This is a genomic window from Pseudomonas sp. ICMP 10191, from assembly GCF_001467335.1.
Taxonomy (GTDB): Bacteria; Pseudomonadota; Gammaproteobacteria; order Pseudomonadales; family Pseudomonadaceae; genus Aquipseudomonas; species Aquipseudomonas cerasi.
In genome coordinates, this window is the sequence record NZ_LKGW01000013.1 from 105,094 (window position 1) to 129,173 (window position 24,080).

Below are 24,080 nucleotides of genomic sequence, written 5' to 3' on the forward strand. Positions count from 1 at the left end.
GGCTTGACGATCCTGCCGGTTTCGATATTTTCCAGAGGTGGCGTGTTGTTCGGCGCCGCCAAGCAGTAGCGTGACAGCCAGCCAAGGAGTACCGGTGGACGAGTATCAACAGACTATTCGTGCTTTATCGGATCGGATCGTCGTTGCACAGACGCCGATTCGCATTCTGGATGCAGTTAAATGGGATGAGAACGTCCGCAAGGAGTTTCTGGCCGCCAAGGGCAAGGCGCTTCCTGCCGTGGACCGCGCCTACTACGAAAACCGTCCGCTGGGTTTCGACTCTTCCGCCTTGAAACAGGAGTTTCAGAACATCGAGCGCGACGTCACGCGCCAACTGGGGCAGTTCAATCCGGTCGGTCAGATCATGCGCCGCATGTGCCGTGAGTACCGCATGGTGGTGCGTATGCTCGAGGCCCGCGGTACGTCCGACTTCGGCCTGATTTCTCAGGAACTGTACGGCGCGGCATCCGACGCCTTTCATGCGGGTGACCCGACGCTGGCCGATCTTGGCTTGATGCTTTCGGATTACCTGAACAACATTGCCGGACGCGGCGACCTGAAGGACGAGCCGAAAACGCTCACCGCCAAGGACGCCGTTTCGCTGCTGCAATCGCGTTTGAACCGCGTGTTCGGTGAGGCCGAGGAGACCATCCGGGTTTTCGAATCCGACGGGATCGTCGCTGATGCGGCTGCCGGTGCCGACTACATCAAGATCCGCACCGACGCCATGTTCAACGAGCGCGACGTCCGTGCGCTGGAAGTGCACGAAGGGCTGGTGCACGTGGGTACCACGCTGAACGGGCAAAACCAGCCGATCTGTACGTTCTTGTCCAAGGGGCCGCCGTCGTCGACGGTGACGCAGGAAGGCCTGGCGATTCTCATGGAAGTCATCGCCTTTGCATCCTATCCCAGCCGCCTGCGCAAGCTGACCAACCGCACGCGCGCCATTCACATGGCCGAGCAGGGCGCTGATTTTCTGCAGGTGTTCGAGTTCTATCGCGAGCAGGGTTTTGGCATGTCGGAGAGCTACGGCAATGCCAGTCGCGTCTTCCGCGGCTCGGTGCCCAACGGCTTGCCGTTCACCAAGGACCTGTCCTATCTGAAAGGCTTCATCATGGTCTACAACTACATTCAGCTCGCCGTGCGCAAGGGCAAGCTTGAACAGGTGCCGCTGCTGTTCTGCGGCAAGACCACGCTGGAAGACATGCGTACCCTGCGCCAACTGGTGGACGAAGGGCTGGTGGTTGCACCCAAGTACCTGCCCGAGCAGTTCCGGGACATGAACGCCCTGTCGGCCTGGATGTGCTTCTCCAACTTCCTCAACCACCTGAGCCTGGACCGCATCGAAGCGGACTACTCGAATATTTTGTAGGCCGAACTGACTATCGTGCCAATGCTCCGCGTTGGCACGCAGTGGGTGACGCTCGGCGTCACAAATCTGCGCCGCGCTGCACAGTCAGGATCGGACGCAGAGCGTCCAGAACGGCATTCCCACGCTGGAGCGTGAGGAACGATAATCTTGTAACTATCGTGCCATTGCTCTGCGCCAGCACGGCAGTGATGTGGCGATGAAAACAACAAGGAAACCTCATTTGAAACTGCTCGGCATCTTCACCCTGATCCTTGCGCTCACCGGTTGCAGTTCGATGTTGTTCTACCCCGAACCAGGTGTTCCGTTCACGCCCGACAAGGCGCGCCTGCAGTATCAGGACGTGAACCTCACTGCGGCCGACGGTACACGCCTGCATGGCTGGTGGCTGCCCGCCAGGGAAGGCGTGCCGGTGAAGGGTACGGTGCTGCATCTGCATGGCAACGGTGGCAACCTGTCCTGGCACCTTGGTGGCGTCTGGTGGTTGCCCGAGCAGGGTTATCAGGTGCTGATGCTGGATTACCGCGGCTATGGCGAGTCGCAGGGCGAGCCGAGCCTGCCTGCGGTCTATAAGGATGTTCAAGCCGCTTTCGACTGGTTGAACACTGCACCGCAAGTGCAAGGCAAACCCCTTGTGGTTCTGGGACAAAGTATTGGTGGAGCACTGGCAGTGCATTACCTGTCCGAACACCCGCAGGAGCGCTCGCGGCTCAAGGCATTGGTGCTGGACAGCGTGCCGGCCAGCTACCGCAGCGTCGCGCGAAACTCGCTGAGTAAATCGTGGCTGACCTGGCCATTGAAAACGCCCTTGTCCTGGCTGATCCCGGAGGCAGACAGTGCCGTCAACGGCCTGCCACGATTGGCCGGCACGCCGATGCTGATCTTTCACAGCATGGACGACACGCTGGTACCACTCGCCAACGGTATCGAGCTGTACAAGGCCGCGCCACCACCGCGCGTATTGCAATTGACCCGGGGCGAGCACGTACAGACATTCGCAGACCCTCTCTGGCGTCAGGTGATGCTGCGTTATCTGGACGATCCGACGCATTTCAACGGCCTGCGCCGCCTTGCGGAAGTGCCCAACTACCCGACCCCCGCCACACCGCCAGCGCCATGAGTGGCGACCGTAACCTCAATGGCATGATCCTCAGCGCTGTCGGTGCAGTCATCGGCACGGTGGGCTGCCTGTGGCTTTACGGTTACCTGCACTTCGCAAAGCCAGAAGATGCGCTGCTGCTCGGTGAATTCACACTGCTAAAAACCGTACCCGGCGAGGATTATAAAGTCGCTGCCACGCCGGCCGCCGAGGTGGCGCAGTGCGTTGATGGCGTACTGGTGTTGTTCGATACGTCACGAAAAGGTCTGTCGGGCGTATTGATCGATGATCGCAGGCAGGCAGTACGTTGCCTGGGTCAGCAAACGCCTCGGCAATAAAGACAGCGGTAAAAACCCTCGCCCATGAAAAAGCCCCGCCTGTATGCGCAGGCGGGGCTTCGGTGCAGCAGCTCAGTCGCTTATTTCATCGAAGAGCGTGGTGCAACAGGCTGGTTGTCGTTGGAGATGGTGACTTCCACACGACGGTTCATGGCGCGGCCCGAGTTGCTGGAGTTGTCAGCAACCGGGTATTCCTTGCCATAACCCATGGTCACAACGCGCGCTGGGTCTACACCCATGCGTACCAGAGCCATGCGCACCGAGTTGGCGCGACGCTCGGACAGCGACTGGTTGTAGGAAGCCGAACCGGTGCTGTCGGTATAGCCTTCGACAATCACTTTACGGTCCGGGTTTTCCTGCAGGAAGCCAGCCAGCTTGCCAATGTCGCCCTGGGCGGTTGGCTTCAGTTCGGCCTTGTTGTAGTCGAACAGTACGTCACCGAAAGTCACCAGCGTACCGCGTTCGGTCTGCTTGGCGTTCAGGCTGTTTTTCAGTGCAGCGATCTGCGCGTCACGCGCTTCCAGACGGGCCTTGGCGCGGTCGGCAGAAGCGTTTTGCAGAGCTGCTTCAGAGGTACGCAGGGCGATGGTCTGTTTGGCCAGCTCGATACGCTGGTTGGTCAGGTACGACAGTTGATCGACTTTCTGTACGTCTTCATCGTTACGGAAGGCCTGTTCTGCCTTGGTCAGCCATTCGCTGGCGTCCTTGGTTTCCAGGGCTGCGACTTGAGTGGCCTGAGGGTTGGTCTGCAGCGCGGTGAAGTTGCTGCGAGCCTGTTCCAGGTTAGGGTTCGGCTTGGTTGCACAGGCTGCCAAGGCAACGCTCATGGCCAGCAGAGCAGGGATCATCAATTGTTTACGCATAATAGGGTCGTCCTTTAATCAGTTACGAATTCATGAAAACAGAAGGGGGCGCAGGGCAATCACTGTACCTGGCGCAGGCCTTCTTCACGGAGTTCGTTGACGCCTTGACGAGCGTCCTGCACGGCCTTGGCAGCTTTGGCGGCCTGAGATTTACGTTCTGCTACGCGAGCGTCCCACTCGGCTTGTTCAGCCAGACGGCGTGCTTCATCGTATTTATGATCCTGCATGGCCAGATCAGCAGCTTTGAGCTTGTCCTGAGCCGACTTCATTTCTACCGCCGCGAACTCGGTACCGCCAGCGCTGACAGCGCTGTTGACGGCCGATTGCGAAACCGCGTACTGCTCAGAGGGCGGGTTACCGGCACAACCGGCCAGGATAAAGGTGCTACCGAGTGCCAGCGCAGCCAGCTTGAGACCGCGCAGGCCTTTGAACTTGGTTTTGGCAGTTAGGGTGTTCATGTTGATCAACTCCAATGTCTGACTCCAACGTGGTTATCCATGACAGTCGTTGCATCAAGTCCGGGCATCAGGTTGTACAACCGCCTACTGCCTTTCGGGCTTTCCTGTAATGGTTAATCGTTCCGACCTGCGCGGTTTTTGAATAGTTCAGATAAATATCTACTGAGCGGTCAGGATTTTTCAGAGGCCTTCAGACGATTGCCAATATGTTGTCCATCATATGAAGGGGCGTGAAGCCACGATCAATAACCCTGATGGCGTTCAGGTTTTTGCTGAAGCATTTGTCCAATTGCAGGCTTTTGGTGCACTGTTGGCACAGCGGATTTGAATTCACGTATGCCCGTGCTGCCGAGCGGGTACGCAACTGAGCCCAGATAAAAAGCGGGAGAGGAACGATGGCCGATATCGATGCGCGTCTGCGCGAAGACGTTCACCTGTTGGGTGAGCTGTTGGGGAATACGATTCGTGAGCAGCGAGGCGCTGAATTTCTCGACAAGATCGAGCGTATTCGCAAAGGTGCCAAAGCGGGCAGGCGCGGTTCCGCAGAAGGGGCCGAGCAACTCAGTTCCAGCGTCGACGGGCTGGGTGATGACGAGCTTCTGCCGGTTGCACGTGCGTTCAACCAGTTTCTCAACCTGGCCAATATTGCCGAGCAATATCAGCTCATGCACCGCCGCGACGATAAACAGCCGCTGCCGTTCGAGTCGCGAGTACTGCCCGAGCTGCTTGATCGCCTGAAGGCCGAAGGCCATTCACCTGCTGCCCTGGCACGTCAGCTGAGCAAACTGGAAATCGAGCTGGTGCTGACTGCGCACCCCACCGAGGTCGCACGCCGTACGCTGATTCAGAAATACGACGCCATCGCTGCGCAGTTGGCAGCACTCGATCATCGCGACCTCAACAGCACCGAGCGCACACAGATTACTTCGCGCCTGCAGCGGCTGATCGCCGAGGCCTGGCACACCGAAGAGATCCGGCGCATCCGACCTACGCCGGTCGATGAAGCCAAATGGGGGTTCGCGGTCATTGAACACTCGCTCTGGCACGCCATTCCAAACTACCTGCGCAAGGCTGACCATGCGTTGCATGCGGCCACCGGCCTGCATTTGCCGCTGGAAGCCGCGCCGATCCGTTTTGCCTCCTGGATGGGCGGCGACCGTGACGGTAACCCGAATGTCACGGCTGCGGTCACCCGCGAAGTGCTGTTGCTGGCGCGCTGGATGGCGGCTGACCTGTATCTGCGTGACGTGGACAATCTCGCCGCAGAACTGTCGATGCAGCAAGCCAGTGACGCTTTGCGTGCCAGCGTGGGTGACAGCGCCGAGCCCTATCGGGCGGAGCTCAAACGCCTGCGCGAGCGTTTGCGTGCGACGCGCAACTGGGCCAATGCCTCATTGAGCGAAACCTTGCCTGCGCCGGAAGCGGTGCTGCGGGACAACCGTGAACTGCTGGACCCTTTGCTGCTGTGCTTCCAGTCGCTGCACGAATGCGGCATGGGTGTGATCGCCGACGGGCCGCTTCTGGATTGCCTGCGTCGCGCAGTCACATTCGGTCTGTTTCTGGTGCGTCTGGATGTTCGCCAGGATTCCAGCCGTCACTGCGCAGCGATGACCGAAATCACTGATTACCTGGGGCTGGGTCGCTACGAAGAGTGGGATGAGCAGGCCCGCATCGACTTTCTATTGCGTGAATTGAATAACCGCAGGCCGCTGCTGCCGAGCTACTTCAAGCCGGCAGCCGACACCGCAGAGGTGCTGGCAACCTGCCGGGAGGTGGCAGCCGCTCCAGCGGCGTCCCTGGGGTCTTATGTGATCTCGATGGCCGGCTCGGCCTCGGATGTGCTGGCCGTGCAGCTGCTGCTCAAGGAGTCGGGGCTGCAGCGGCCCATGCGTGTGGTGCCGTTGTTCGAGACACTGGCCGATCTGGATAACGCCGGGCCAGTGATCGAGACGCTGCTCGGGCTGCCGGGCTATCGCTCGCGTCTGCACGGCCCGCAAGAGGTGATGATCGGCTATTCCGACTCGGCCAAGGATGCCGGCACGACGGCGGCGGCCTGGGCGCAGTACCGCGCTCAGGAAAGGCTGGTGGAGATCTGTCGCGAGCAGCAGGTCGAATTGCTGCTGTTCCACGGCCGTGGCGGTACAGTCGGTCGTGGCGGCGGTCCCGCGCACGCGGCGATCCTGTCGCAACCGCCGGGTTCTGTGGCCGGGCGTTTTCGGACCACCGAGCAAGGGGAAATGATTCGTTTCAAATTCGGCCTGCCGGACATCGCCGAACAGAACCTCAATCTTTATCTGGCCGCCGTGTTGGAAGCGACCCTGTTGCCGCCGCCACCTCCACAACCGGCGTGGCGGACGATGATGGACCAGATGGCCGGCGACGGGGTCAGCGCCTATCGCGCGGTGGTGCGTGAGAACCCTGAATTCGTCGAGTATTTCCGCCAGGCGACACCCGAGCAGGAACTGGGGCGTTTGCCACTTGGCAGTCGTCCGGCCAAGCGCCGCGAGGGCGGTGTAGAGAGTCTTCGTGCCATTCCGTGGATCTTCGCCTGGACGCAGACGCGTCTGATGCTGCCCGCCTGGCTGGGTTGGGAAGCTGCACTGAGCAAAGCCCTGGAGCGCGGCGAAGGCGAGGTGCTGGCACAGATGCGTGAGCAGTGGCCGTTCTTCAGAACCCGTATCGACATGCTGGAAATGGTCCTCGCCAAAGCCGATGCGGACATCGCCCGACTCTACGACGAACGTCTGGTCAGCGCCGAGCTGCAACATTTGGGCGCACATTTACGCGACCTATTGTCGCAGGCGTGCAATGTGGTTCTGGGGTTGACCGGGCAGAAGCAACTGCTGGCCCACAGTCCTGAAACACTGGAATTCATCAGTCTGCGCAACACCTACCTTGACCCGTTGCATTTGCTTCAGGCAGAGCTGCTGTCGCGCTCGCGTAATCGTGAAGCCAGTCTGGACAGTCCTCTGGAACTGGCGCTGCTGGTGTCTGTAGCGGGGATTGCTGCCGGTCTGCGCAACACCGGCTGATGGATGAGGCCCATGCCATCGCCGGGCCTTTTCGGTCCGGCGATGGTCAGCGCGGGATTTGCAGGCTGGCCTGCCGTAAACCTTGATACAGGTCATATCACTCTGAAATCAAGGCTGACAAGGCGGTACGCCTGCGCTTACTGCGACTTTCGGCGGCTTGTGCGGCCTCGGTCTGCTGTGTATCTTGATCAGCCTTTCGGCCTATTGGCCTGATTCATTTTTTAGATTGGCCCCCGAGGCGAATCCGATGATTTCACTATAAAAAATTTGAGGAGCATGACGATGCGCGTGATTCTGCTGGGAGCTCCCGGGGCCGGTAAAGGTACTCAGGCAAAATTCATCACTGAAAAGTTCGGCATCCCGCAGGTTTCGACAGGCGACATGCTGCGTGCTGCAGTCAAGGCTGAAACCGAGCTGGGCCTGAAGGCCAAAAGCGTCATGGACTCGGGCGGTCTGGTTTCCGATGACCTGATCATCGGCCTGATCAAGGACCGTCTGGCCCAGCCGGACTGCGCGAACGGCGTGCTGTTCGATGGCTTTCCGCGCACCATTCCACAGGCCGAAGCCCTGTTGAAAGCCGGTCTGGAAATCGACCATGTGCTGGAAATCGCCGTCGATGACGAAGAAATCGTCAAGCGCATGTCCGGCCGCCGGGTTCACGAAGGTTCCGGGCGCATCTACCACACCATCTTCAATCCGCCGAAGGTTGAAGGCATTGATGATGTGACCGGCGAACCACTGCTGCAGCGCAAGGACGACGTCGAAGAGACCGTGCGTCATCGCCTGTCGGTGTACCACGCTCAGACCAAGCCGCTGGTCGAGTTCTACAGCAAGCTGGAAGCGAAGAACGGCAAGCCCAAGTGCAGCCATATTCCGGGCGTCGGTTCGGTTGAGGACATCACTGCAAAAGTACTGGAAGCCCTGAAGTAAGGCTCTCGGTCTGAACAATAAATGGCCCGCTTGCGGGCCATTTGTCATTTATACTGCTGCACTTTTTCACATTGACCACGACGGAAACACCGATGACCACCTTGCTGGCCCTGGACACCGCCACTGAAGCCTGCTCGGTCGCTTTGCTGCATGACGGCAAGGTGCTGAGCCACTACGAGGTGATCCCGCGCCTGCATGCCCAGCGGCTGCTGCCCATGATCAAAAGCCTGATGGCCGAGGCGGGCATTGCCATGTCGGCGCTGGACGCCATCGCTTTCGGGCGCGGTCCCGGCGCGTTTACCGGCGTGCGTATTGCCATCGGCGTCGTGCAAGGCCTGGCATTCGCCCTTGAGCGTCCGGTGCTGCCCGTGTCGAACCTCGCCGTGCTGGCGCAGCGCGCCTTGCGCGAACACGGCGTGTCGCAGGTGGCATCGGCTATCGATGCGCGCATGGACGAGGTGTACTGGGGTTGCTATCACGAGGCCGCCGGGGAAATGCGCCTGTTGGGCGAAGAGGCGGTGATGGCGCCCGAATTGGCCGCGCTGCCTGCGCACGCCAGCGGGCAGTGGTTTGGCGCCGGTACGGGCTGGGGCTATGCAGAGCGTATTCCGCTCAGTCTGACAGGCCATGATGCAGCCATGCTGCCGCACGCGCAGGATCTGTTGACGCTGGCAACCTTTGCCTGGCACCGCGGCGAAGCCCTGCCTGCGGATGACGCTCAGCCGGTTTACCTGCGTGACAAGGTGGCTACGCCGAAGGCGCGTTGACGGAAGGGCGGGGCTTGCACAACAGCCTGCCGCATTCCATGCAGATGTCTTTCAATACTCGCCAACCGCGCAGCCAGTATTTAAAAATATCAGTTTGCCATCTACCGTTTATCGTCTGAATGGTCTTTAATCTCATTTGGCGATAACAAGTTGCAAGATATGTGGTCTAGTTATCGTTACGCAATTTGCGAACTACAAGGCGGTAACGCTAAATTGCTACTATCGACGCCGAGTACATAATCGATGCGCATAGACGGAACCTCATCACGCTCGTATCCCATCAAGCGAAAGCCGCAGAAAACGCCTTCGACCGTCGAAGGGTCTTTTGAGGAAGTCGTAGTTGATGCCGAGTTGCCGCCGCCCCCAGCGCGCGCTCGCCGTGAAACGGGTGATTCACCGATTGGCAGCACTGCCAACGTGCCTGCGCGTCCGCAAGACATCATTTTTCCGCGCTCCATGAGCTCTCGTGTCGCCCACGCGCTGGCCAGTTATATGGCCACTGCCAGTTTTGTCGATTGGGACCTTGAAGTATCGGGGCTCGATCTGCACGTTTGATTGTGTCCCGTCTGCCTTACTACGTTGGTTGTCCGTCATGGAGTGAAAACGCCTGGCGCGATTCGCTGTATCCAGAAGATGCCCGCCCCAATGATTTCCTGAATCTTTACACTCAGGTATTCAACGCTGTCGAAGGCAACACCACTTTCTACGCCCGTCCCGCCGCCACCACGGTGCAGCGCTGGGCAGAAACGATGCCCGACGATTTTCGTTTCACCGCCAAATTCCATAAAGACATCAGTCATAACGGCGACCTTCGTGAGCAGGTCGGCGCCGCTGAGGAATTCATCCGGTTACTTGCGCCTCTGGGCGGGCGGATCGCGCCGTTCTGGCTGCAGTTGCCCGCCAGCTTCACGCCGCAGCGTCTGGCCGAGCTGGCCGGCTTTCTCGACGAACTCAACGTGCCGCTTGCCGTAGAAGTGCGCAATATGGCGTTTTTCCTGAAAGGTGATGAAGAGCGCATGCTCAATCGCCTGTTGCTGGACCGAGGCGTCGAGCGCATCTGTCTCGATTCCCGCGCGTTGTTCAGCTGCGTCTCAAGCGATCCCGCAGTCCTGCACGCCCAATCGAAAAAACCCAAGGTGCCACCTCGTCCGGCCGCGCTGACCCTGTTTCCTCAGGTCCGTTTCATCGGCGGTCCTGACCTGGAGGCCAATGATCAGTTTTTGGTGCAGTGGGTGGAAAAGGTCGCCGTGTGGATCGAAGAGGGGCGCACGCCTTATGTCTTCCTGCACACCCCGGACAACATCAGGGCTGCCGAACAGGCCATGCGCTTTCATCAGCAACTGATGGCGCGATTGCCTGGCCTGCCGGCATTGTTCGAACTGGATCGCGGGCCTCAGGTGGAACAGTTGGGCTTGCTCTGAGGTCTTCCAGGTGTGGGCTGACAGAGTCCGACCTTGTGGAGAGCCCGCTTATGGATTCGCAACTGCGCTGTTTTGTTCCTGTTCACAGATTTTCTGTTCGATTCGCACCCGTTGCGCGGGTCAAGGGTTAAGCATGCGCGTGCTGCTGGTATTCCTGCTGCTCTGTGCAATGGGGGCGTTCGCCGTCTGGCGCGGCTGGGTCGATGTACCCGAGCGCTGGAACCCGTGGGCGCCGTTGGATGTGCGGGCCGAGCCCAACTTTCTGACGTCTTACAAGCTGTCGCGACTGCAAAATGATCCCGCGCTGTGCGATCAGGTGCTGAGTTCGTCAGGGTTGCGTTTCAGTCGCCAGGCCGACAGTGATCCTTCTGCCCGTTGCCCCCTGGAAAATACCCTGCGCATTCAGGGTGGCGACGTGGCGCTGAGCAGCAGCTTTCTGGCCAGTTGCCCGTTGGCGGTCGCCTATGCGCTGTTTGATATTCACACCTTGCAACCCGCCGCCCAGGCTGTTTTCGGCCAGCGGGTAGCGCGGATCGATCATTTGGGCAGCTTTGCCTGCCGCAACATCTACAACCGCGCCAATGCTCGGCTCAGCCAGCACGCCACGGCCAATGCGCTGGACATGGCAGGTTTTCGCCTGGCAGACGGTCAGCGCATCGTTGTTCTCAAGGATTGGGGCGACGAGGGGGAAAAGGGGCGTTTTCTGAGGCTGTTACGTGACGGTGCCTGCAAAAACTTCAGCACGGTGCTCGGGCCTGAGTACAACGCTACGCATCGCGATCATTTTCACGTCGACATGGGGCGCTGGTCGGTGTGCAGGTAAGTGTTCGGGCTTATGCCGCCATGCGCAGGTTCTGCAGGATCAGCGGACGTGCCCAGCCGTTCTCGTAGTCGAACTGGCGCTGTTGGGCGGCGATGGTCTGCTCATCCAGAGGTTGGGCAGGCTTGTCGGCCAGTTCCCATTCGAATTCGGCAATCGGCAGATGCAGCGGGCGTGGCTGCGGGCCTGGGCCTGGTTTGACGCTATCGTCATAAGGGTTCAGAACGGTAGGGCGTACCCAGTGGCTCTCGAACTCCAGATGGCGTTGCTGTTCGATCATTTCAGCCATGCTGAACGGCTCTGCAGGCGGAGGCAGCAGATCAAGGTCAAACTCGGCAATCGGCAGGAACAGCGGCTCTGGAGGCTTGACCTCTGTATCGGTGACCGGGCAGGTGCGTTGCTCGACGATCTTGCTCAGGGTTTTGGCGCCAGCGACCGGCTCGCCTGTTTCTACATCCACCTCAACAGCCGTCGGGTGTACGGGTACTGAAGCGCTTTCACTGACCTGATCCGCCATCGCCCGGGCAAATGCATCCGACCACAGCTGTGTCACACCACCCAGTGTGCGGCTGTTGCGTACGCTAAAGTCGCCTGAGTGCGACAAATAGCCGATGGATGATTGAACAATCTCTGACATAGCGATCAGTACTGGCCTTGGGTCTGGCAAAATGCCGGATACTTGGTTATCGGCAGACTTTGCCGATCATTAACAATTTTTGAGTGTGTAGACGCAATGATTGAGCAGCAAGCAGGCAGTCGTATCCGGGTCGAAGCCCTGGCCGTTGGCGAGCAGGAGCAGGCGGCGCAATGGGCGCAGCGCCTGGGCCTGCCGTTGAGCGATGCGCACGCTGATTTTGCACTGCAACTGACTGACGACGGGCTGCAATTGCAGCAGTTGGGCGATGATGCACCGGGCGCTGTACGTGTCGACTTTGTCGAGGGCGCAGTCGCTCACCGGCGGCTGTTCGGTGGTGGGACCGGGCAGATGATTGCCAAAGCGGTCGGTATTCAGCCAGGCATTCGCCCCAGCGTGCTGGACGCAACGGCAGGCCTTGGCAAGGATGCGTTCGTGCTCGCGAGTCTCGGTTGCGACATGAGTCTGATCGAGCGTCAGCCGATCATCGCTGCATTGCTGGAAGACGGTCTGGCCCGTGGGCGCGGTGATCGTGATGTCGGTTCTATCATCGCCCGGATGCGCCTGTTGACCGGCAACTCGATCGATATCATCCGTGCCTGGACAGGGGAGCCGCCTCAGGTGATCTACCTGGACCCGATGTTTCCGCACCGGGAAAAGACCGCACTGGTGAAAAAGGAAATGCGTCTGTTCCGGCCATTGGTCGGTGATGACATGGACGCGCCTGCGTTGCTTGAGGCAGCACTGGCGCTTGCCACCCACCGCGTGGTGGTCAAACGCCCGCGCAAGGCCCCCTGCATCGACGGCCTCAAGCCAGGTTATGCGCTGGACGGCAAATCCAGCCGCTACGACATTTACCCGAAGAAGGCCTTGAAGCCCAAGGCAGCCGCAGAGGAAAGCGGTGCATAGCGCCTATTCTCAACGGCCCGGGCCCGAGTCAAACGCAGAGGCGCCCGTGAATACAGGCGCAGACCTTATACTCAAAGCGCGCCAAATACCTTCTTCGCCAGGCCCGTAGCGGCAGCAGCAGGGTTGGCGCGGATGCTTTCTTCCTGTTTGGCGATCATTTCGAACAGCCCGTTCAGCGCTTGTTCGGTCACGTAGCCTTCAAGGTTGGCACTTTTGCTGTCAAGCGCACCAAGCGCCGCCGCTTTGCCGGCAAAGGCATTGTACTTCTGGGCCAGACCCACCTGATCGGTGGACTTCTTGACGATAGGCAGGAACCTGGCGCGGATCTGCTCGCGGCTGGTGCTGCTCAGGTACTGGGTGGCCGAGTCCTTGCCGCCGCTGAGAATGGCCTTGGCGTCGGTTACGCTCATCTTCTTCACTGCATCCACAAGCAGTGCCTGAGCTTGAGGCACGGCGGCTTCGGCGGCCTGGTTCATGCTGGTTTCCAGCTGATCGACCTGAGTGCCCATGCCCAGCATTTTCATCTTCTTCGCGATCTGGCCGAGTTTGCCCGGCAGCTCGATGCGCACCTCTTCATTTTTGCTGAAACCACCGGGAACGCCGAGCTGTTTGACGGCGACCTGTGCGCCCTGAGTCAGGGCATCCTTGAGTCCACCGGTTGCGTCCGATTGCGAGAGGTCGCTCAACGACATGGCGAAAACGTTGGCCGACAGCAGAAGGCCAGCGCACAGGCCGGCCAGGGAGAACGAAAAACGAAGCATGAGAGCGTCCTTGTTGAAGTGGGTTCTGACCTGAACCCGGGGCGATAGTGGTGCGGTGCATGAGCAAGCGTATCAGGAAGTCGCGACAGGCACTTGCACCCGGTAGCGATGGACGTCAATCGATGTCGAGGGGATGAAGCTTTGTGAAACGACAACGGCGCGCCGAGGCGCACCTTTGAAGGGAGCAGTCGGTGTTGAACGGATCAGCAGGCTGCCTGAGTTGATAGGCACCAGTCATTGGTGCAAACCAAACCTAGCAGGGTCCAGACAGCACAAAACACTCGTCTAAAGATCCCTGCCAGATTACGGAAAATCACTACGCTGCGCCTTGATCAGTTCCCACATCCTGCTCCTCTTCGTTGCTGTGCAAGGCCACTTGCCGTATCGAAAGACGGATTTCGGCAGGCAATACGCGCTTGGCCGCCCCTTCCGCCAGTTCGCCCAGCATCGGGTGATAGCTCAGCTTGCCGGCACTGTCCTTGCGCAGCACGCCCAGGTCCAGCAGGGTCTGGATGAAGTGCCGGAACAGGCTCTTGTCGAAAAACTCCGGCGCATTGAGGCCGTGCAGAATCGACAGGCGCTGGGCCATGACCGTGCACAGGTCCTCGAGCTGTTCGGGACTCAGCGTGTTCTGCCCGCTGTTGAGCAACAAGGCGATCGCCATGTAGAAGCGCTGCAGGGTCTGGGCGATGGCGCGTGACAACAGGGTCAGCAAGACGAACTCGCGCGAGCTGGGCTCGGGTCGCACGTAGGCGTCCTTTTTGAAGCGCAACAGACCTTGTTCCACGAACGCAGCGAGCCATTGATCGACCACCTCATCCAGTTCGTTCAGCGGCCAGCGAATGAACAGCTCCGATTGGAGGAACGGGTACAGCGCACGTGTGTAGCGCAGGATCTGATCGCGGGTCATGCGCGACGAGCTCTGGAAAAAGCTCGCCAGCAGCGACGGCAGGGCGAAGATGTGCAGAACGTTGTTGCGGTAGTAGGTCATCAACACCGCATTCTGCTCGTTCAGGTACAGAATTTTGCCCAGCGCGTCTTTTTGCTCGGCGAGCAGGTCCATGCCTTTGACATGCTCGATCAGCGAGCGGCCGTCGCCTTCGGGCAGCGTCGTGTGCGGGGAGTACGGAACGGCGCGTAGCAGGGTCAGATACAGGTCGAGAACCCGCTCCATGGCCTGATCGTCCAGCGCCAGCCTTTGCGTCGACAGTAACGCCACGGCAACCAGGTTCATCGGGTTGACGGCAGCGGCTTCGTTCAGGTGCTGGGCCACACGCTCACCCAGGCGGTGCGTGGTCTCGCTCAGCCATTCGGGGCGAAATTGCGGGTCCAGTTGCTGTTCACGCCAGTCCGGTTGCTCGCCATCAAGGAACTCGGCCAGTTTGATGGGCGCACCGAAGTTCACCGAGACCTGGCCGAAGCGCTTTTTCAGCGCGCCAATGACTTTGAAGATATCGAAGATCGACTCTTTCTTCTTGGTTGCCCCGCGCAGCTCGCCCAGGTAGGTGCGGCCCTCCAGAACACGCTCGTAGCCGATGTACACCGGAATGAAGACGATGGGCATCCGCGAGTTGCGCAGGAAGCTGCGCAGGGTGATGGCGAGCATGCCGGTTTTCGGTTGCAGCATGCGCCCGGTGCGCGAACGGCCGCCTTCGACAAAGTATTCGACCGGAAAGCCCTTGATGAACAGCGTGTGCAGGTACTCGGTGAACACCGCCGTATACAGCGGGTTGCCCTTGAACGTGCGGCGCATGAAAAATGCCCCGCCACGTCGCAGCAGGCTGCCGACCACAGGCATATTCAGGTTGATGCCGGCGGCGATGTGCGGCGGCGTGAGGCCGTTGCGAAACAGCAGGTAAGACAGCAGCAGATAATCGATATGGCTGCGGTGGCAAGGTACATAAATGACCTCATGTCCCGGCGCCACTTCCTGAACGCCTTCGATGTGGCTGACCTTGATGCCATCGTAGATCTTGTTCCAGAACCAGCTGAGGACCACTTCCATGAAGCGGATCACCGAATAGGTGTAGTCCGAGGCGATCTCGTTGCCGTAGCTCAGTGCCCGTTCCCGCGCCTTTTCCTGGGTGATGTGTTCACGCTCGGCCTCTTCGATGATCGCCTGCTTGACCAGTGGCTCATCCAGCAGACCCTTGACCACCGTGCGCCGGTGCGAAACGTCCGGGCCGATCACGGCGCTTTTCAGGTTGCGAAAATGCACGCGCAGCAGACGTTGAGTCATGCGCAGCGTCAGTTCGTAACCCTTGTTTTCACCCACCAGTTCGCGCATGTGAATCGGCGCAGAAAACTGCACGCGGGTCTTGCGGCCCAGAATCAGGATGCTGACCAGACGGCGTAAGCGACCGGTCACCGCCCAGCTGTCGGCAAACAGCAGCTTCCAGGCACTGGACTCGCGGTCAGGTGACTGGCCCCAGAACACGCTGACCGGGATGATCTGCGCGTCTTCGCCGGGGTTCTGGCTGATGGCTGCAACCACACGCTCCAGCGTCGGGGGCGCACCGCGCTTGTCCTGGCGACCGAGCCAGTCAGGGGAGGGGGTCAGGTAAAAGAATGCGGCGGGCTCAATCAGGTTACCGACCGCCACCGACAGCACCGGACGAGGCAGACCGGCCTTGCGGCATTCTGTGTCGATCACTGCCAGATCGCTGATCGACGGCGATTGCAGCGCATAGAACACCGGGCGACTGCGGTCCAGATTCAGCGTGAAAGACGATTGATTGATGGTTTCCGAGCGAACCCAGAGATACAACAACCGGCGCAGGGTGCCGAACACAAGACGACGGAATGGAGAACGGGTCATACGGCTTCTGCTGAGTGAGGGGCGGGCGATTGCCCTGGATGGGCGCCAGTGTGACGTATCCCGCAGCGATCGGCAAAAGCGCCGTATGCCGGCTGAACGGATCAAGTCTGAATGACCGCGCACCGAGCCGGGTTCACCTCACGACGGCACGCATCGGCAACGTCGCAGCGAAAAATCCTACGAGGTTCGCCAGGTTATCTCTTCTTCGCCGTCGGCACTCACGCGTATCCAGCGATCGGCAGTCTCGTCGCTTTCTTCTTCAACCCAGGTGCCCGGGGCGCAACGTACTTCAACGTTCAAGGCCTTGAATGCAGCGCGGGCGCAGGCGATGTCGTCTTCCCACGGGGTCTGATCGCTGTCCAGGTGCAGGCTGTTCCATTTGCCGACCGCTTTGGGCAGCCAGGTGACGGCCACACTGCCCGCTGTGCATTTCCAGGTCTGGCCTTTCTGCTTCCATTCGCTGCAGGAGCCCAGCGCGTCGCCGAGCCATTGGGCGATGGCCTTGTGATCGACGTCTTCGTCTTTCAGGTAAATCTCGATATCGGGTTGGCGCATGGGGGCCTCTGTTGAATGCTTATTGCAGCACGAAATAATCGTAGCGCATGGAAACGGTGACCTTGAAAGGTCCTGGTTGCTCGATGACCGCTGCCCGACGTTCGGCGCTGGCGCGCCAGCCGTGCGGTGTCATGGCCAGCAGATCGGCGCGGGACTGGCCGTCGATCAGCTTCAGCGTGTAGCGCAGGGTTTCGCTGTGTTGCAGCTGCATGCCTTGCGGCACCAGCGACAGGTGCTTGTCATCGGCATAATCGCGCACTTCATCATAGAGCCGCTGACGCAGCTCCATCAGATGCTCATTGGTCGGGCCGACCCGCATCAGTCCGCCGCCTGGGGTCAGCAGGCGTTTGGCTTCCTGCCAGTCCAGCGGGCTGAACACGCTGGCCAGAAACTGGCAACTGGCATCCGGAAGTGGCACACGCGCCATGCTGGCGACCATCCAGGTCAGCGTTGGGTCACGACGGCAGGCGCGCTTGACCGCTTCACGGGAGATGTCCAGCGCATAGCCATCGGCATGAGGCAAGGCTTCGGCAATCTGCGCGGTGTAATAACCTTCGCCACAGCCGATGTCCAACCAATGCGCGGGGGATCGCTCGGCGGCCAGTTCAGCCAGACGTCGGGCTACCGGAGCGTAGTGCCCGGCGTTGAGAAAGTCGCGTCGCGCCTCGACCATGGCCTGATTGTCGCCAGGGTCGCGGCTGTTCTTGTGCTGCACCGGCAACAGGTTCAGATAACCCTGACGGGCGCGGTCGAAGCGATGATTGGCCGGGCACACAACGCCGTTGTCGGCAGTGCTGAGCGGCGCTGAGCAGATCGGGCAGGTCAGCATCAGGCGAGCAACTTGACCAGGGTCTGGTAGTAGATCTCGGTCAGCACATCCAGATCGCTGGCCAGAATACGTTCGTTGACCTGGTGGATCGTCGCGTTGACCGGCCCCAGCTCGACCACTTGGGTACCGAGTGTGGCAATGAAGCGACCATCGGAGGTTCCGCCGCTGGTCGAGGCTTTGGTGTCACGGCCCGTGACGCTTTTGATGCTTGAGGACACGGCGTCCAGCAACGCGCCCGGCTCGGTCAGGAATGGCAGGCCGGACAATGCCCAGTCCACGTGCCAGTCCAGTTCATGCTTGTCGAGGATGTCGGCAACGCGCTGCTGCAAGCCTTCGACGGTAGATTCGGTGGAAAAGCGGAAGTTGAAGACCGCCACCAGATCGCCCGGGATGACGTTGGTGGCGCCGGTGCCAGCGTTCAGGTTGGAGATCTGGAAGCTGGTCGGCGGGAAGAAATCGTTGCCATGGTCCCAGTGCTCGGCGGCCAGTTCGGCCAGGGCCGGCGCGGCCAGATGAATCGGGTTCTTCGCCAGATGCGGGTAAGCCACATGGCCTTGCTTGCCGCGCACCGTCAGCGTGGCCCCCAGCGAGCCGCGTCGACCGTTCTTGACCACATCGCCGACCAGTGTGGTGCTCGAAGGCTCACCGACGATGCACCAGTCCAGACGCTCGTTACGGGCCGCGAGGCGCTCTACGACAGCCTTGGTGCCGTGATGCGCCGGGCCTTCTTCGTCGCTGGTGATCAGAAATGCCACCGAGCCCTTATGATCAGGATGATCGGCGACAAAGCGCTCGGCCGCCACCAGCATGGCCGCCAGACTGCCTTTCATGTCTGCCGCGCCGCGCCCGCAGAGCATGCCGTGCTCGTCGATCAACGCATCGAACGGGTCGTTCTGCCAGTTCTGCAGCGGACCGGTCGGAACCACGTCGGTATGACCGGCGAAACACAGCACCGGGCCGTCGGTGGTGCCGTGGGTGGCCCAGAAGTTGTCGACGTCTTCGATACGCATTGGCTCCAGCTTGAAGCCGGCATCGCCCAGGCGCTGCATCATCACGGTCTGGCAATCGGCATCGACCGGCGTCACTGAAGGACGGCGGATCAGATCGCAGGCGAGTTGGAGGGTGGGCGAGAGGTCGGCTGGGGCCGTCATGTACAGAACTCCGGTAGCAAGACTTTGGGCGCGAAAAGGCAGATATCTTAAAGCAAAACGACGACCTGAGGCCGTCGTTTATCGTGCGCTGTGAATAGGTCAGGTTGTGGATGGGGCGGGGCGAGTTGCGCGAGCGGACAGGATTGCCATGGTAATGGCTGCCAGATAAGGGAGTGATTGTGCGAACAGCATGGTTATCCAGAAACCGGAATTCGTATCGATGGATGCCCTGCCTGTGAGCAAAAGCACAATCGCGATCCAGGAGATCGCCAAGGTAGACAGTTCTTCCCTTACATCGAGCAGGTTTTGTCCGATCCGGTTTGCAGAGGTATGTTTGGGCGTTCTGTAGAAAGGCATTGCCGAGGTGAAAAGCCCCGCCAGCACTGCCTTGCCCAAGGTCGGATAAAGCGCCATGCCGGCCAGTATCGCCGCCAGTGCCTCTTTGGTATGTGTGCTGACCAACTGCCGGTAGAGCACAATCATCTTTAACGAGCGCAGGGCAAACATCAGTATCAACGACGTGGAAAATATCCATGGCAGCGGCCCGAAAGTCTCGGGCTTAAGGATCATTGCCATCGACCAGGCCAACGCAGCCAGCGTTAACAGATAGTTCATTCCTTCTGCCACCCACGGCATCCACCCCGCGATGAAATGGTAGCGTTGCATCGCGCTCAGGGACTCGCAGTTTCCTGCAATCAGGCTTCCGGCGTGCCGCTTGACGATCTGCATAGCTCCATATGCCCAGCGATATCGTTGTTTCTTGAAGTCCATGAACGTATCGGGAGTCAGCCCTTTGCCATAGCTGATAGCGGCGTAACCCGTGGAGAAACCACTTTCCAGCATACGCAGGCCAAGTTCGGCGTCTTCGCATATACACCATTCCGCCCAGCCCAGTCGGTCCAGTGCTGATCGGCGGATCAGTGTCATGGTGCCGTGCTGGATAATTGCATCGTGATCGTTACGGATCACCATGCCGATGTTAAAAAAACCTTGGTACTCGGCCTGACAGCAATACTTGAACAGGCTTTCGTGACCGTCGCGATAATCCTGCGGCGATTGAATGACTGCAACCTTCGGGTCCGTGAAGTGGGGCACCATATGTTTGAGCCACTGTCGATGGACGCAGTAATCAGCGTCGATGACTGCCACTACTTCTGCGTCTTCAGCGGTATGTCTCAGGAGATAGTTAAGTGCACCCGCTTTGAATCCGGGAAGTGGACTGACATGAAAAAACTGGAACCGAGGGCCGAGCTGCTGACAGTATCGCTCGATAGGCTTCCAGATGGCCGGGTCCTGAGTATTGTTGTCGATGACCAGCACCTCGAAGTCCGGGTAGTCCAGCTTTTGCAGCGAGTCGAGGGTCCGTTTCACCATATCCGGAGGTTCGTTGCAGCACGGAACATGCAGGGAAACTTTCGGGGCGGGACCAACAGGACGATGGACGGGGCGGAAAGACCGTGGGGTGTCCGGTCCCCAGCAGGCTTCGAGGAATTCGTGCGTTTCGATACCCACGTAAGTCAGCACGCTGGCAGCCCAGATAAAGGCGACAGGCAGCGCGAGCCAGGCGGGCAGTGGCTGTGAGTAGTGCATGCCGAACCCTGACAATACGCAATAAGCCAGCACGATTATCAAGGCGCCTGTAGGCCACGACTCCGGTTTAAGGCGGGTGATAAGCCTGAGTATTTCCGAGAGCATGTTGACCGGCATTTTTACCGGGCCGTTGATGTGCAGTTTTAATCTGCGCTTTGCATCGAACAAACCCCAATTAGGCCCGGGCAGACCTTCTTCAGTCTTCCAGTGCTGATCGAAGGCTTCTATCACGAAATAGTCATGGCCGTGCTGATCCAGTAATGGAATCTGGTTGCGCAGGTATATCGAGTGCTCTGCGTCAGAGGTCGTCATCCGCCTCTTGGCGATGGCCTTGCTCGGCCAGCCAATCTCGGAAAGTATGAGGGGGGTGTCGGGGAATCTCGTTCTCAGTTCGTTCGCGTGTGCCAGAGTGATCGCGGTCGCGTCCAGCGCTGAAACGCTTTCCCAGAAAGGCAAAATATGGGCGGCAATGAAGTCGACATGCCTGACGAGTTCCGGCGTCTCGTACCATTGTGTCCATATCTCGGAGGTCGAAACAGGCACATTGACGGCGCGTCGTGCGGTCTGCAGATAGAGAATAAGCAGGTCGATCGGAACATCATCACGAAACAGGACTTCATTTCCCAAGACCAGGCGTTGCACGCTGGAGTAACGGTTGGCGAGTTCGATCCCTGCATTTATTTCCTCGATATTGTGCGTTTCATCCTCTGTTATCCACACGCCAAGCGTGACATTCATGCCAAGTGCTTCGGCGAGTTCGGGGATATGCATCAATGTCCCTCCCACCGAGTAAGTTCTTATATTCCGTGTAATGCTTCGAAGTAGCAGCAGGTCTTATCTGATCACGCGTCGGAAAAATCTGTTTGTAGGGGCTTTGGCCCGGTCGAAAAGGGGCGTAGGCCACGCCAGAGATCATTGCAGGCCAGTTGGGCGGATAGTTGAACCTGGTTTTGAACAGGTTTTTCAGCCACGTGCCTGCCTTGTTTGAATATTCATCCATGTCTGCAATGTGCTCCATGCTTGTTGCGCCGGTGCCGCGAGTTCCCTTCGCGTTGATTAACCTTAGTCGTCCTCGTTCATTGCCGTTTGCAATGCTTAGACTCTTTTCCTCGGGCTTTTCCAAAAACGGTATGGCGTTTAAGCAGTCAGCGTTGATCGCGTTCTGAGATCATTATTTTTTACTTCCCTTGAGTCTCTGGGGCAGCTCGTCAACGGACAACGACCTCGCCTGCCGGGAACAAGTCAGGTGTCTTGCCGTCGACAAACCCCTATAATGCGCGCCGGTTTTTGAGGTATTGATCATGAGCGCAGAAGATCCACGGTTCGCGGGTATCGCCCGTCTATATGGCATCGAGGGGTTGGCACGCCTGCGCGCGGCTCATGTGGCGGTGGTGGGTATCGGCGGTGTGGGCTCCTGGGCGGCGGAAGCGATGGCGCGCAGTGGCGTGGGCGAGATTTCGCTGTTCGACATGGACGATGTCTGTGTCAGTAACAGCAACCGCCAGTTGCATGCGCTGGGCGGTACGGTCGGCCAGCCGAAAGTCGAGGTGATGGCTGAGCGTATCCGCGCGATCAACCCAGATTGCATTGTCCACGCCGTGGCTGATTTCGTGACCCGCGACACCATGGCCGAGTGCATTACCCCTGACATGGACTTCGTGATCGACTGTATCGACAGCGTCAATGCCAAGGCTGCGCTGATTTCCTGGTGCAAACGACGCAAGATTCAGATGGTCACCACCGGCGGGGCGGGTGGGCAGATCGATCCGACCCTTATTCAGATCGCCGACCTCAACCGCACCTTCAATGACCCGCTGGCCTCCAAGGTGCGCTCGACCCTGCGTCGGGATTATGGTTTTTCACGTACGCCGAACCGTCACTACAGCGTGCCTTGCGTGTTTTCCAGCGAGCAACTGCGCTACCCCAAGCCGGATGGCAGCATTTGTCTGGAAAAGAAATTCGTCGGCGAGGGCGTAAAGCTCGATTGCGCCGGTGGTTTCGGTGCCGTGATGATGGTGACCGCGACCTTTGGCATGGTTGCCGCCACCCGTGCAGTGGACAAGTTGGTGGCGGGCACGCGACGGCCTTCGGAGCGGGTCAAGCCAGCGGCTGCAACGCCCGATCAGGCTTGAGTCAGATGGCGCATCTTCTGCAGTACGGCATTCAGGCCGTTGCTGCGCGAGGGTGAGAGTTGGCGGGCGAGTCCCAATCGATTGAACCAGTCAGGTAAATCCACGGCTGCCAGTTCTCGCTCCGACAGGCCGTTGACACGCGCCAGCAGCAGCGCTACCAGACCGCGAATCAGTCGAGCGTCGCTCGCAGCTCGAAACAGCCAGGCGTCGTCGCTGACTTCGCCGGTCAGCCAGACCTTGCTTTCACAACCGTGCACCAGATTGTCGTCGGTCCTTTCTTCGTCACTCAACGGCGCCAGTTGATCGCCCCATTGCATCAGCAGGCGCGCGCGCTGTTCCCAGCCTTGTTGCCGGGAAAAACTGTCGAGCGCAGTTTGCGCCAATGCGGGCAGGCTCATCGAAGCAGCTCCAGTGCCTGATCCAGTGCGCTGAAGAACTGCAGCAGATCGTCCGAATCGTTGTACAGCGCCAGTGACACCCGAATCGCGCCGGGCAGGCCAAGGGTCTTGAACAGCGGCATCGCGCAGTGATGACCGGCGCGTACGGCTATGCCCTGTTCGGTCAGCAGGTGGGCCACATCGGCATTGTGAATACCGTCGACGACGAAGCTGACCAGTGCCAGATCCGGCGAGCCCAGAACCTGAATGCCGTCCCGCTGCTGCAGGCCCTCGAGCAGGCGACGGTGCAGTCTGGCTTCATGTTCTGCAACCGCCTGATGGTCGAGACTGTCCAGATAACCCAGCGTAGCGCCCAGGCCGATCACGCTGGCGATGGGCGGGGTGCCGGCTTCGAAACCCAGGGGGGCCGGACGAAATTTCGCGTGCTGATAATCGGCCGTCAGCACCATCTCGCCGCCGAACTGCCAATGCGCGAGGCTGGGCAGCGCCTCGTTGCGTCCGTAAAGCACGCCGAGTCCTTCCGGGCCGTACAGTTTGTGGCTGGAAAACACATAAAAATCGCAACCCAGCGCCTGCACATCGTGGCGTCCGTGCACCACGCCTTGTGAGCCGTCCACGACGGTGAGTGCGCCTTGGGTCTTGGCCAGTGCGATGAGGCGGGCCAAGGGTTGCCAGGTGCCGAGCACGTTTGAGAGCTGGGTGACTGCGAGCAGGCGTGTGCGCGGTCCGATCAGGTTGGCTGCCGCATCGCAGTCGATCACGCCATCAATGTCCAGCGGCAGAATTACCAGTTTCAGGCCGCGTCGCTGAGCCAGTTGCTGCCATGGCAGCAGATTGGCGTGATGTTCCAACGCGCTGATGGCGATTTCGTCGCCCGCAGCGAATTCATGTTCCAGCCCGTAGGCCAGCAGGTTCAGCGCAGACGTTGCGCCATGGGTGAAGATGATCTGGCCGTTTTCACCGGCATTCAGCCAGTGGGCGACCTTGCCACGGCTGGCCTCGAACGCCTGGGTGGCGTGCGCGCCGGGCAGATGCTGGGCACGATGCACGTTGGCGGCACCGTTGGTGTAGTAATGAGTCAGGGCGTCGATCAGCGCCTGAGGCTTCTGCGTCGTGGCGGCATTGTCCAGATAGGTCTGGCCTTGCCGTTGCAGAGCGGCGAGTGCGGGGAAGTCGCTGCGCCAGGGAGAGAAGAGGGGCATTGTT

At 59.7% G+C, this 24,080-nt stretch carries 21 protein-coding genes and 1 pseudogene; 11 read left to right on the plus strand and 11 right to left on the minus strand.

What is annotated here, in order from left to right; genetic code table 11:
- Positions 1 to 94: 94 nt before the first annotated feature.
- From AO388_RS02745 to AO388_RS02755, 3 genes are all read left to right on the plus strand, one after another.
- On the plus strand, positions 95 to 1,372 hold the full coding sequence (locus AO388_RS02745; protein WP_003433414.1) for a flavohemoglobin expression-modulating QEGLA motif protein: 1,278 nt from the start codon (positions 95 to 97) through the stop codon (positions 1,370 to 1,372).
- Positions 1,373 to 1,592: 220 nt separating this feature from the next.
- Positions 1,593 to 2,489, plus strand: coding sequence for an alpha/beta hydrolase (locus AO388_RS02750; RefSeq protein WP_058416019.1), 897 nt, complete (start codon positions 1,593 to 1,595; stop codon positions 2,487 to 2,489).
- Positions 2,486 to 2,806 carry a hypothetical protein gene (locus AO388_RS02755; RefSeq protein ID WP_058416020.1) on the plus strand — a complete coding sequence of 107 codons (321 nt, stop codon included), beginning with the start codon at positions 2,486 to 2,488 and terminating at the stop codon, positions 2,804 to 2,806. Before AO388_RS02750 ends, AO388_RS02755 begins: the two co-directional genes overlap by 4 nt.
- 80 nt (positions 2,807 to 2,886) lie before the next feature.
- Here the strand turns inward: AO388_RS02755 and AO388_RS02760 are convergent, their stop codons facing one another.
- On the minus strand, positions 2,887 to 3,669 hold the full coding sequence (locus AO388_RS02760; RefSeq protein ID WP_003364910.1) for an OmpA family protein: 783 nt from the start codon (positions 3,667 to 3,669) through the stop codon (positions 2,887 to 2,889).
- Positions 3,670 to 3,728: 59 nt separating this feature from the next.
- Entirely contained in the window at positions 3,729 to 4,142 is a 414-nt protein-coding gene (locus AO388_RS02765; protein ID WP_003409265.1) for a DUF4398 domain-containing protein, read from the minus strand.
- Positions 4,143 to 4,522: 380 nt separating this feature from the next.
- Between AO388_RS02765 and ppc the strand changes: the two genes are divergently transcribed.
- From ppc to AO388_RS02795, 6 genes are all read left to right on the plus strand, one after another.
- Positions 4,523 to 7,159, plus strand: a complete 2,637-nt coding sequence (gene ppc, locus AO388_RS02770) for a phosphoenolpyruvate carboxylase (protein ID WP_003433410.1) — start codon at positions 4,523 to 4,525, stop codon at positions 7,157 to 7,159.
- Between the two features lie 282 nt (positions 7,160 to 7,441).
- Positions 7,442 to 8,089, plus strand: coding sequence for an adenylate kinase (adk, locus tag AO388_RS02775; RefSeq protein WP_003364903.1), 648 nt, complete (start codon positions 7,442 to 7,444; stop codon positions 8,087 to 8,089).
- A gap of 92 nt (positions 8,090 to 8,181) precedes the next feature.
- Complete coding sequence (gene tsaB, locus AO388_RS02780; protein WP_003433409.1) at positions 8,182 to 8,856, plus strand: tRNA (adenosine(37)-N6)-threonylcarbamoyltransferase complex dimerization subunit type 1 TsaB; 675 nt, start codon at positions 8,182 to 8,184, stop codon at positions 8,854 to 8,856.
- Between the two features lie 243 nt (positions 8,857 to 9,099).
- Positions 9,100 to 9,411: a hypothetical protein gene (locus AO388_RS02785; protein ID WP_003364898.1), complete on the plus strand. Its 312-nt coding sequence runs from the start codon at positions 9,100 to 9,102 to the stop codon at positions 9,409 to 9,411.
- 2 nt (positions 9,412 to 9,413) lie between these two features.
- Positions 9,414 to 10,277, plus strand: a complete 864-nt coding sequence (locus AO388_RS02790; protein WP_032609524.1) for a DUF72 domain-containing protein — start codon at positions 9,414 to 9,416, stop codon at positions 10,275 to 10,277.
- 133 nt (positions 10,278 to 10,410) lie between these two features.
- The gene (locus AO388_RS02795) at positions 10,411 to 11,100 is read left to right on the plus strand and encodes an extensin-like domain-containing protein (protein WP_003364896.1); all 690 of its coding nucleotides are present in this window, start codon (positions 10,411 to 10,413) and stop codon (positions 11,098 to 11,100) included.
- 10 nt (positions 11,101 to 11,110) lie between these two features.
- Here AO388_RS02795 and AO388_RS02800 read toward each other — a convergent pair whose 3' ends face one another.
- Positions 11,111 to 11,734: a hypothetical protein gene (locus AO388_RS02800; RefSeq protein ID WP_003364895.1), complete on the minus strand. Its 624-nt coding sequence runs from the start codon at positions 11,732 to 11,734 to the stop codon at positions 11,111 to 11,113.
- 96 nt (positions 11,735 to 11,830) lie between these two features.
- On the opposite strand from AO388_RS02800, the gene AO388_RS02805 reads away from it, so the two are divergent.
- Positions 11,831 to 12,640: a class I SAM-dependent methyltransferase gene (locus AO388_RS02805; RefSeq protein ID WP_003364894.1), complete on the plus strand. Its 810-nt coding sequence runs from the start codon at positions 11,831 to 11,833 to the stop codon at positions 12,638 to 12,640.
- Positions 12,641 to 12,711: 71 nt separating this feature from the next.
- On the opposite strand, the gene AO388_RS02810 is transcribed toward AO388_RS02805, so the two are convergent.
- The 6 genes and pseudogenes from AO388_RS02810 to AO388_RS02835 all read right to left on the minus strand — a co-directional run bounded on the left by AO388_RS02810 (position 12,712) and on the right by AO388_RS02835 (position 21,362).
- A complete protein-coding gene (locus AO388_RS02810) occupies positions 12,712 to 13,401 on the minus strand; it encodes a DUF4197 domain-containing protein (RefSeq protein WP_058416021.1) in 690 nt (229 codons plus the stop codon).
- 316 nt (positions 13,402 to 13,717) lie between these two features.
- The gene (gene plsB, locus AO388_RS02815; protein ID WP_058398134.1) at positions 13,718 to 16,219 is read right to left on the minus strand and encodes a glycerol-3-phosphate 1-O-acyltransferase PlsB; all 2,502 of its coding nucleotides are present in this window, start codon (positions 16,217 to 16,219) and stop codon (positions 13,718 to 13,720) included.
- 177 nt (positions 16,220 to 16,396) lie between these two features.
- On the minus strand, positions 16,397 to 16,774 hold the full coding sequence (locus tag AO388_RS02820; RefSeq protein WP_046719794.1) for a hypothetical protein: 378 nt from the start codon (positions 16,772 to 16,774) through the stop codon (positions 16,397 to 16,399).
- A gap of 19 nt (positions 16,775 to 16,793) precedes the next feature.
- Positions 16,794 to 17,603 carry a putative RNA methyltransferase gene (locus AO388_RS02825; RefSeq protein ID WP_003433405.1) on the minus strand — a complete coding sequence of 270 codons (810 nt, stop codon included), beginning with the start codon at positions 17,601 to 17,603 and terminating at the stop codon, positions 16,794 to 16,796.
- Positions 17,603 to 18,754, minus strand: coding sequence for a succinyl-diaminopimelate desuccinylase (gene dapE / locus AO388_RS02830; RefSeq protein ID WP_003433402.1), 1,152 nt, complete (start codon positions 18,752 to 18,754; stop codon positions 17,603 to 17,605). Before dapE ends, AO388_RS02825 begins: the two co-directional genes overlap by 1 nt.
- Before the next feature lie 99 nt (positions 18,755 to 18,853).
- Positions 18,854 to 21,362 (minus strand): annotated as a pseudogene (locus tag AO388_RS02835) (glycosyltransferase family 2 protein).
- 283 nt (positions 21,363 to 21,645) lie between these two features.
- Between AO388_RS02835 and tcdA the strand changes: the two are divergent.
- The gene (tcdA, locus tag AO388_RS02840) at positions 21,646 to 22,476 is read left to right on the plus strand and encodes a tRNA cyclic N6-threonylcarbamoyladenosine(37) synthase TcdA (RefSeq protein WP_003433397.1); all 831 of its coding nucleotides are present in this window, start codon (positions 21,646 to 21,648) and stop codon (positions 22,474 to 22,476) included.
- On the opposite strand, the gene AO388_RS02845 is transcribed toward tcdA, so the two are convergent.
- A complete protein-coding gene (locus AO388_RS02845; protein ID WP_003364878.1) occupies positions 22,467 to 22,874 on the minus strand; it encodes a SufE family protein in 408 nt (135 codons plus the stop codon). The genes tcdA and AO388_RS02845 overlap by 10 nt on opposite strands.
- On the minus strand, positions 22,871 to 24,076 hold the full coding sequence (locus tag AO388_RS02850; protein ID WP_058398131.1) for an aminotransferase class V-fold PLP-dependent enzyme: 1,206 nt from the start codon (positions 24,074 to 24,076) through the stop codon (positions 22,871 to 22,873). Before AO388_RS02850 ends, AO388_RS02845 begins: the two co-directional genes overlap by 4 nt.
- Positions 24,077 to 24,080: the final 4 nt, after the last annotated feature.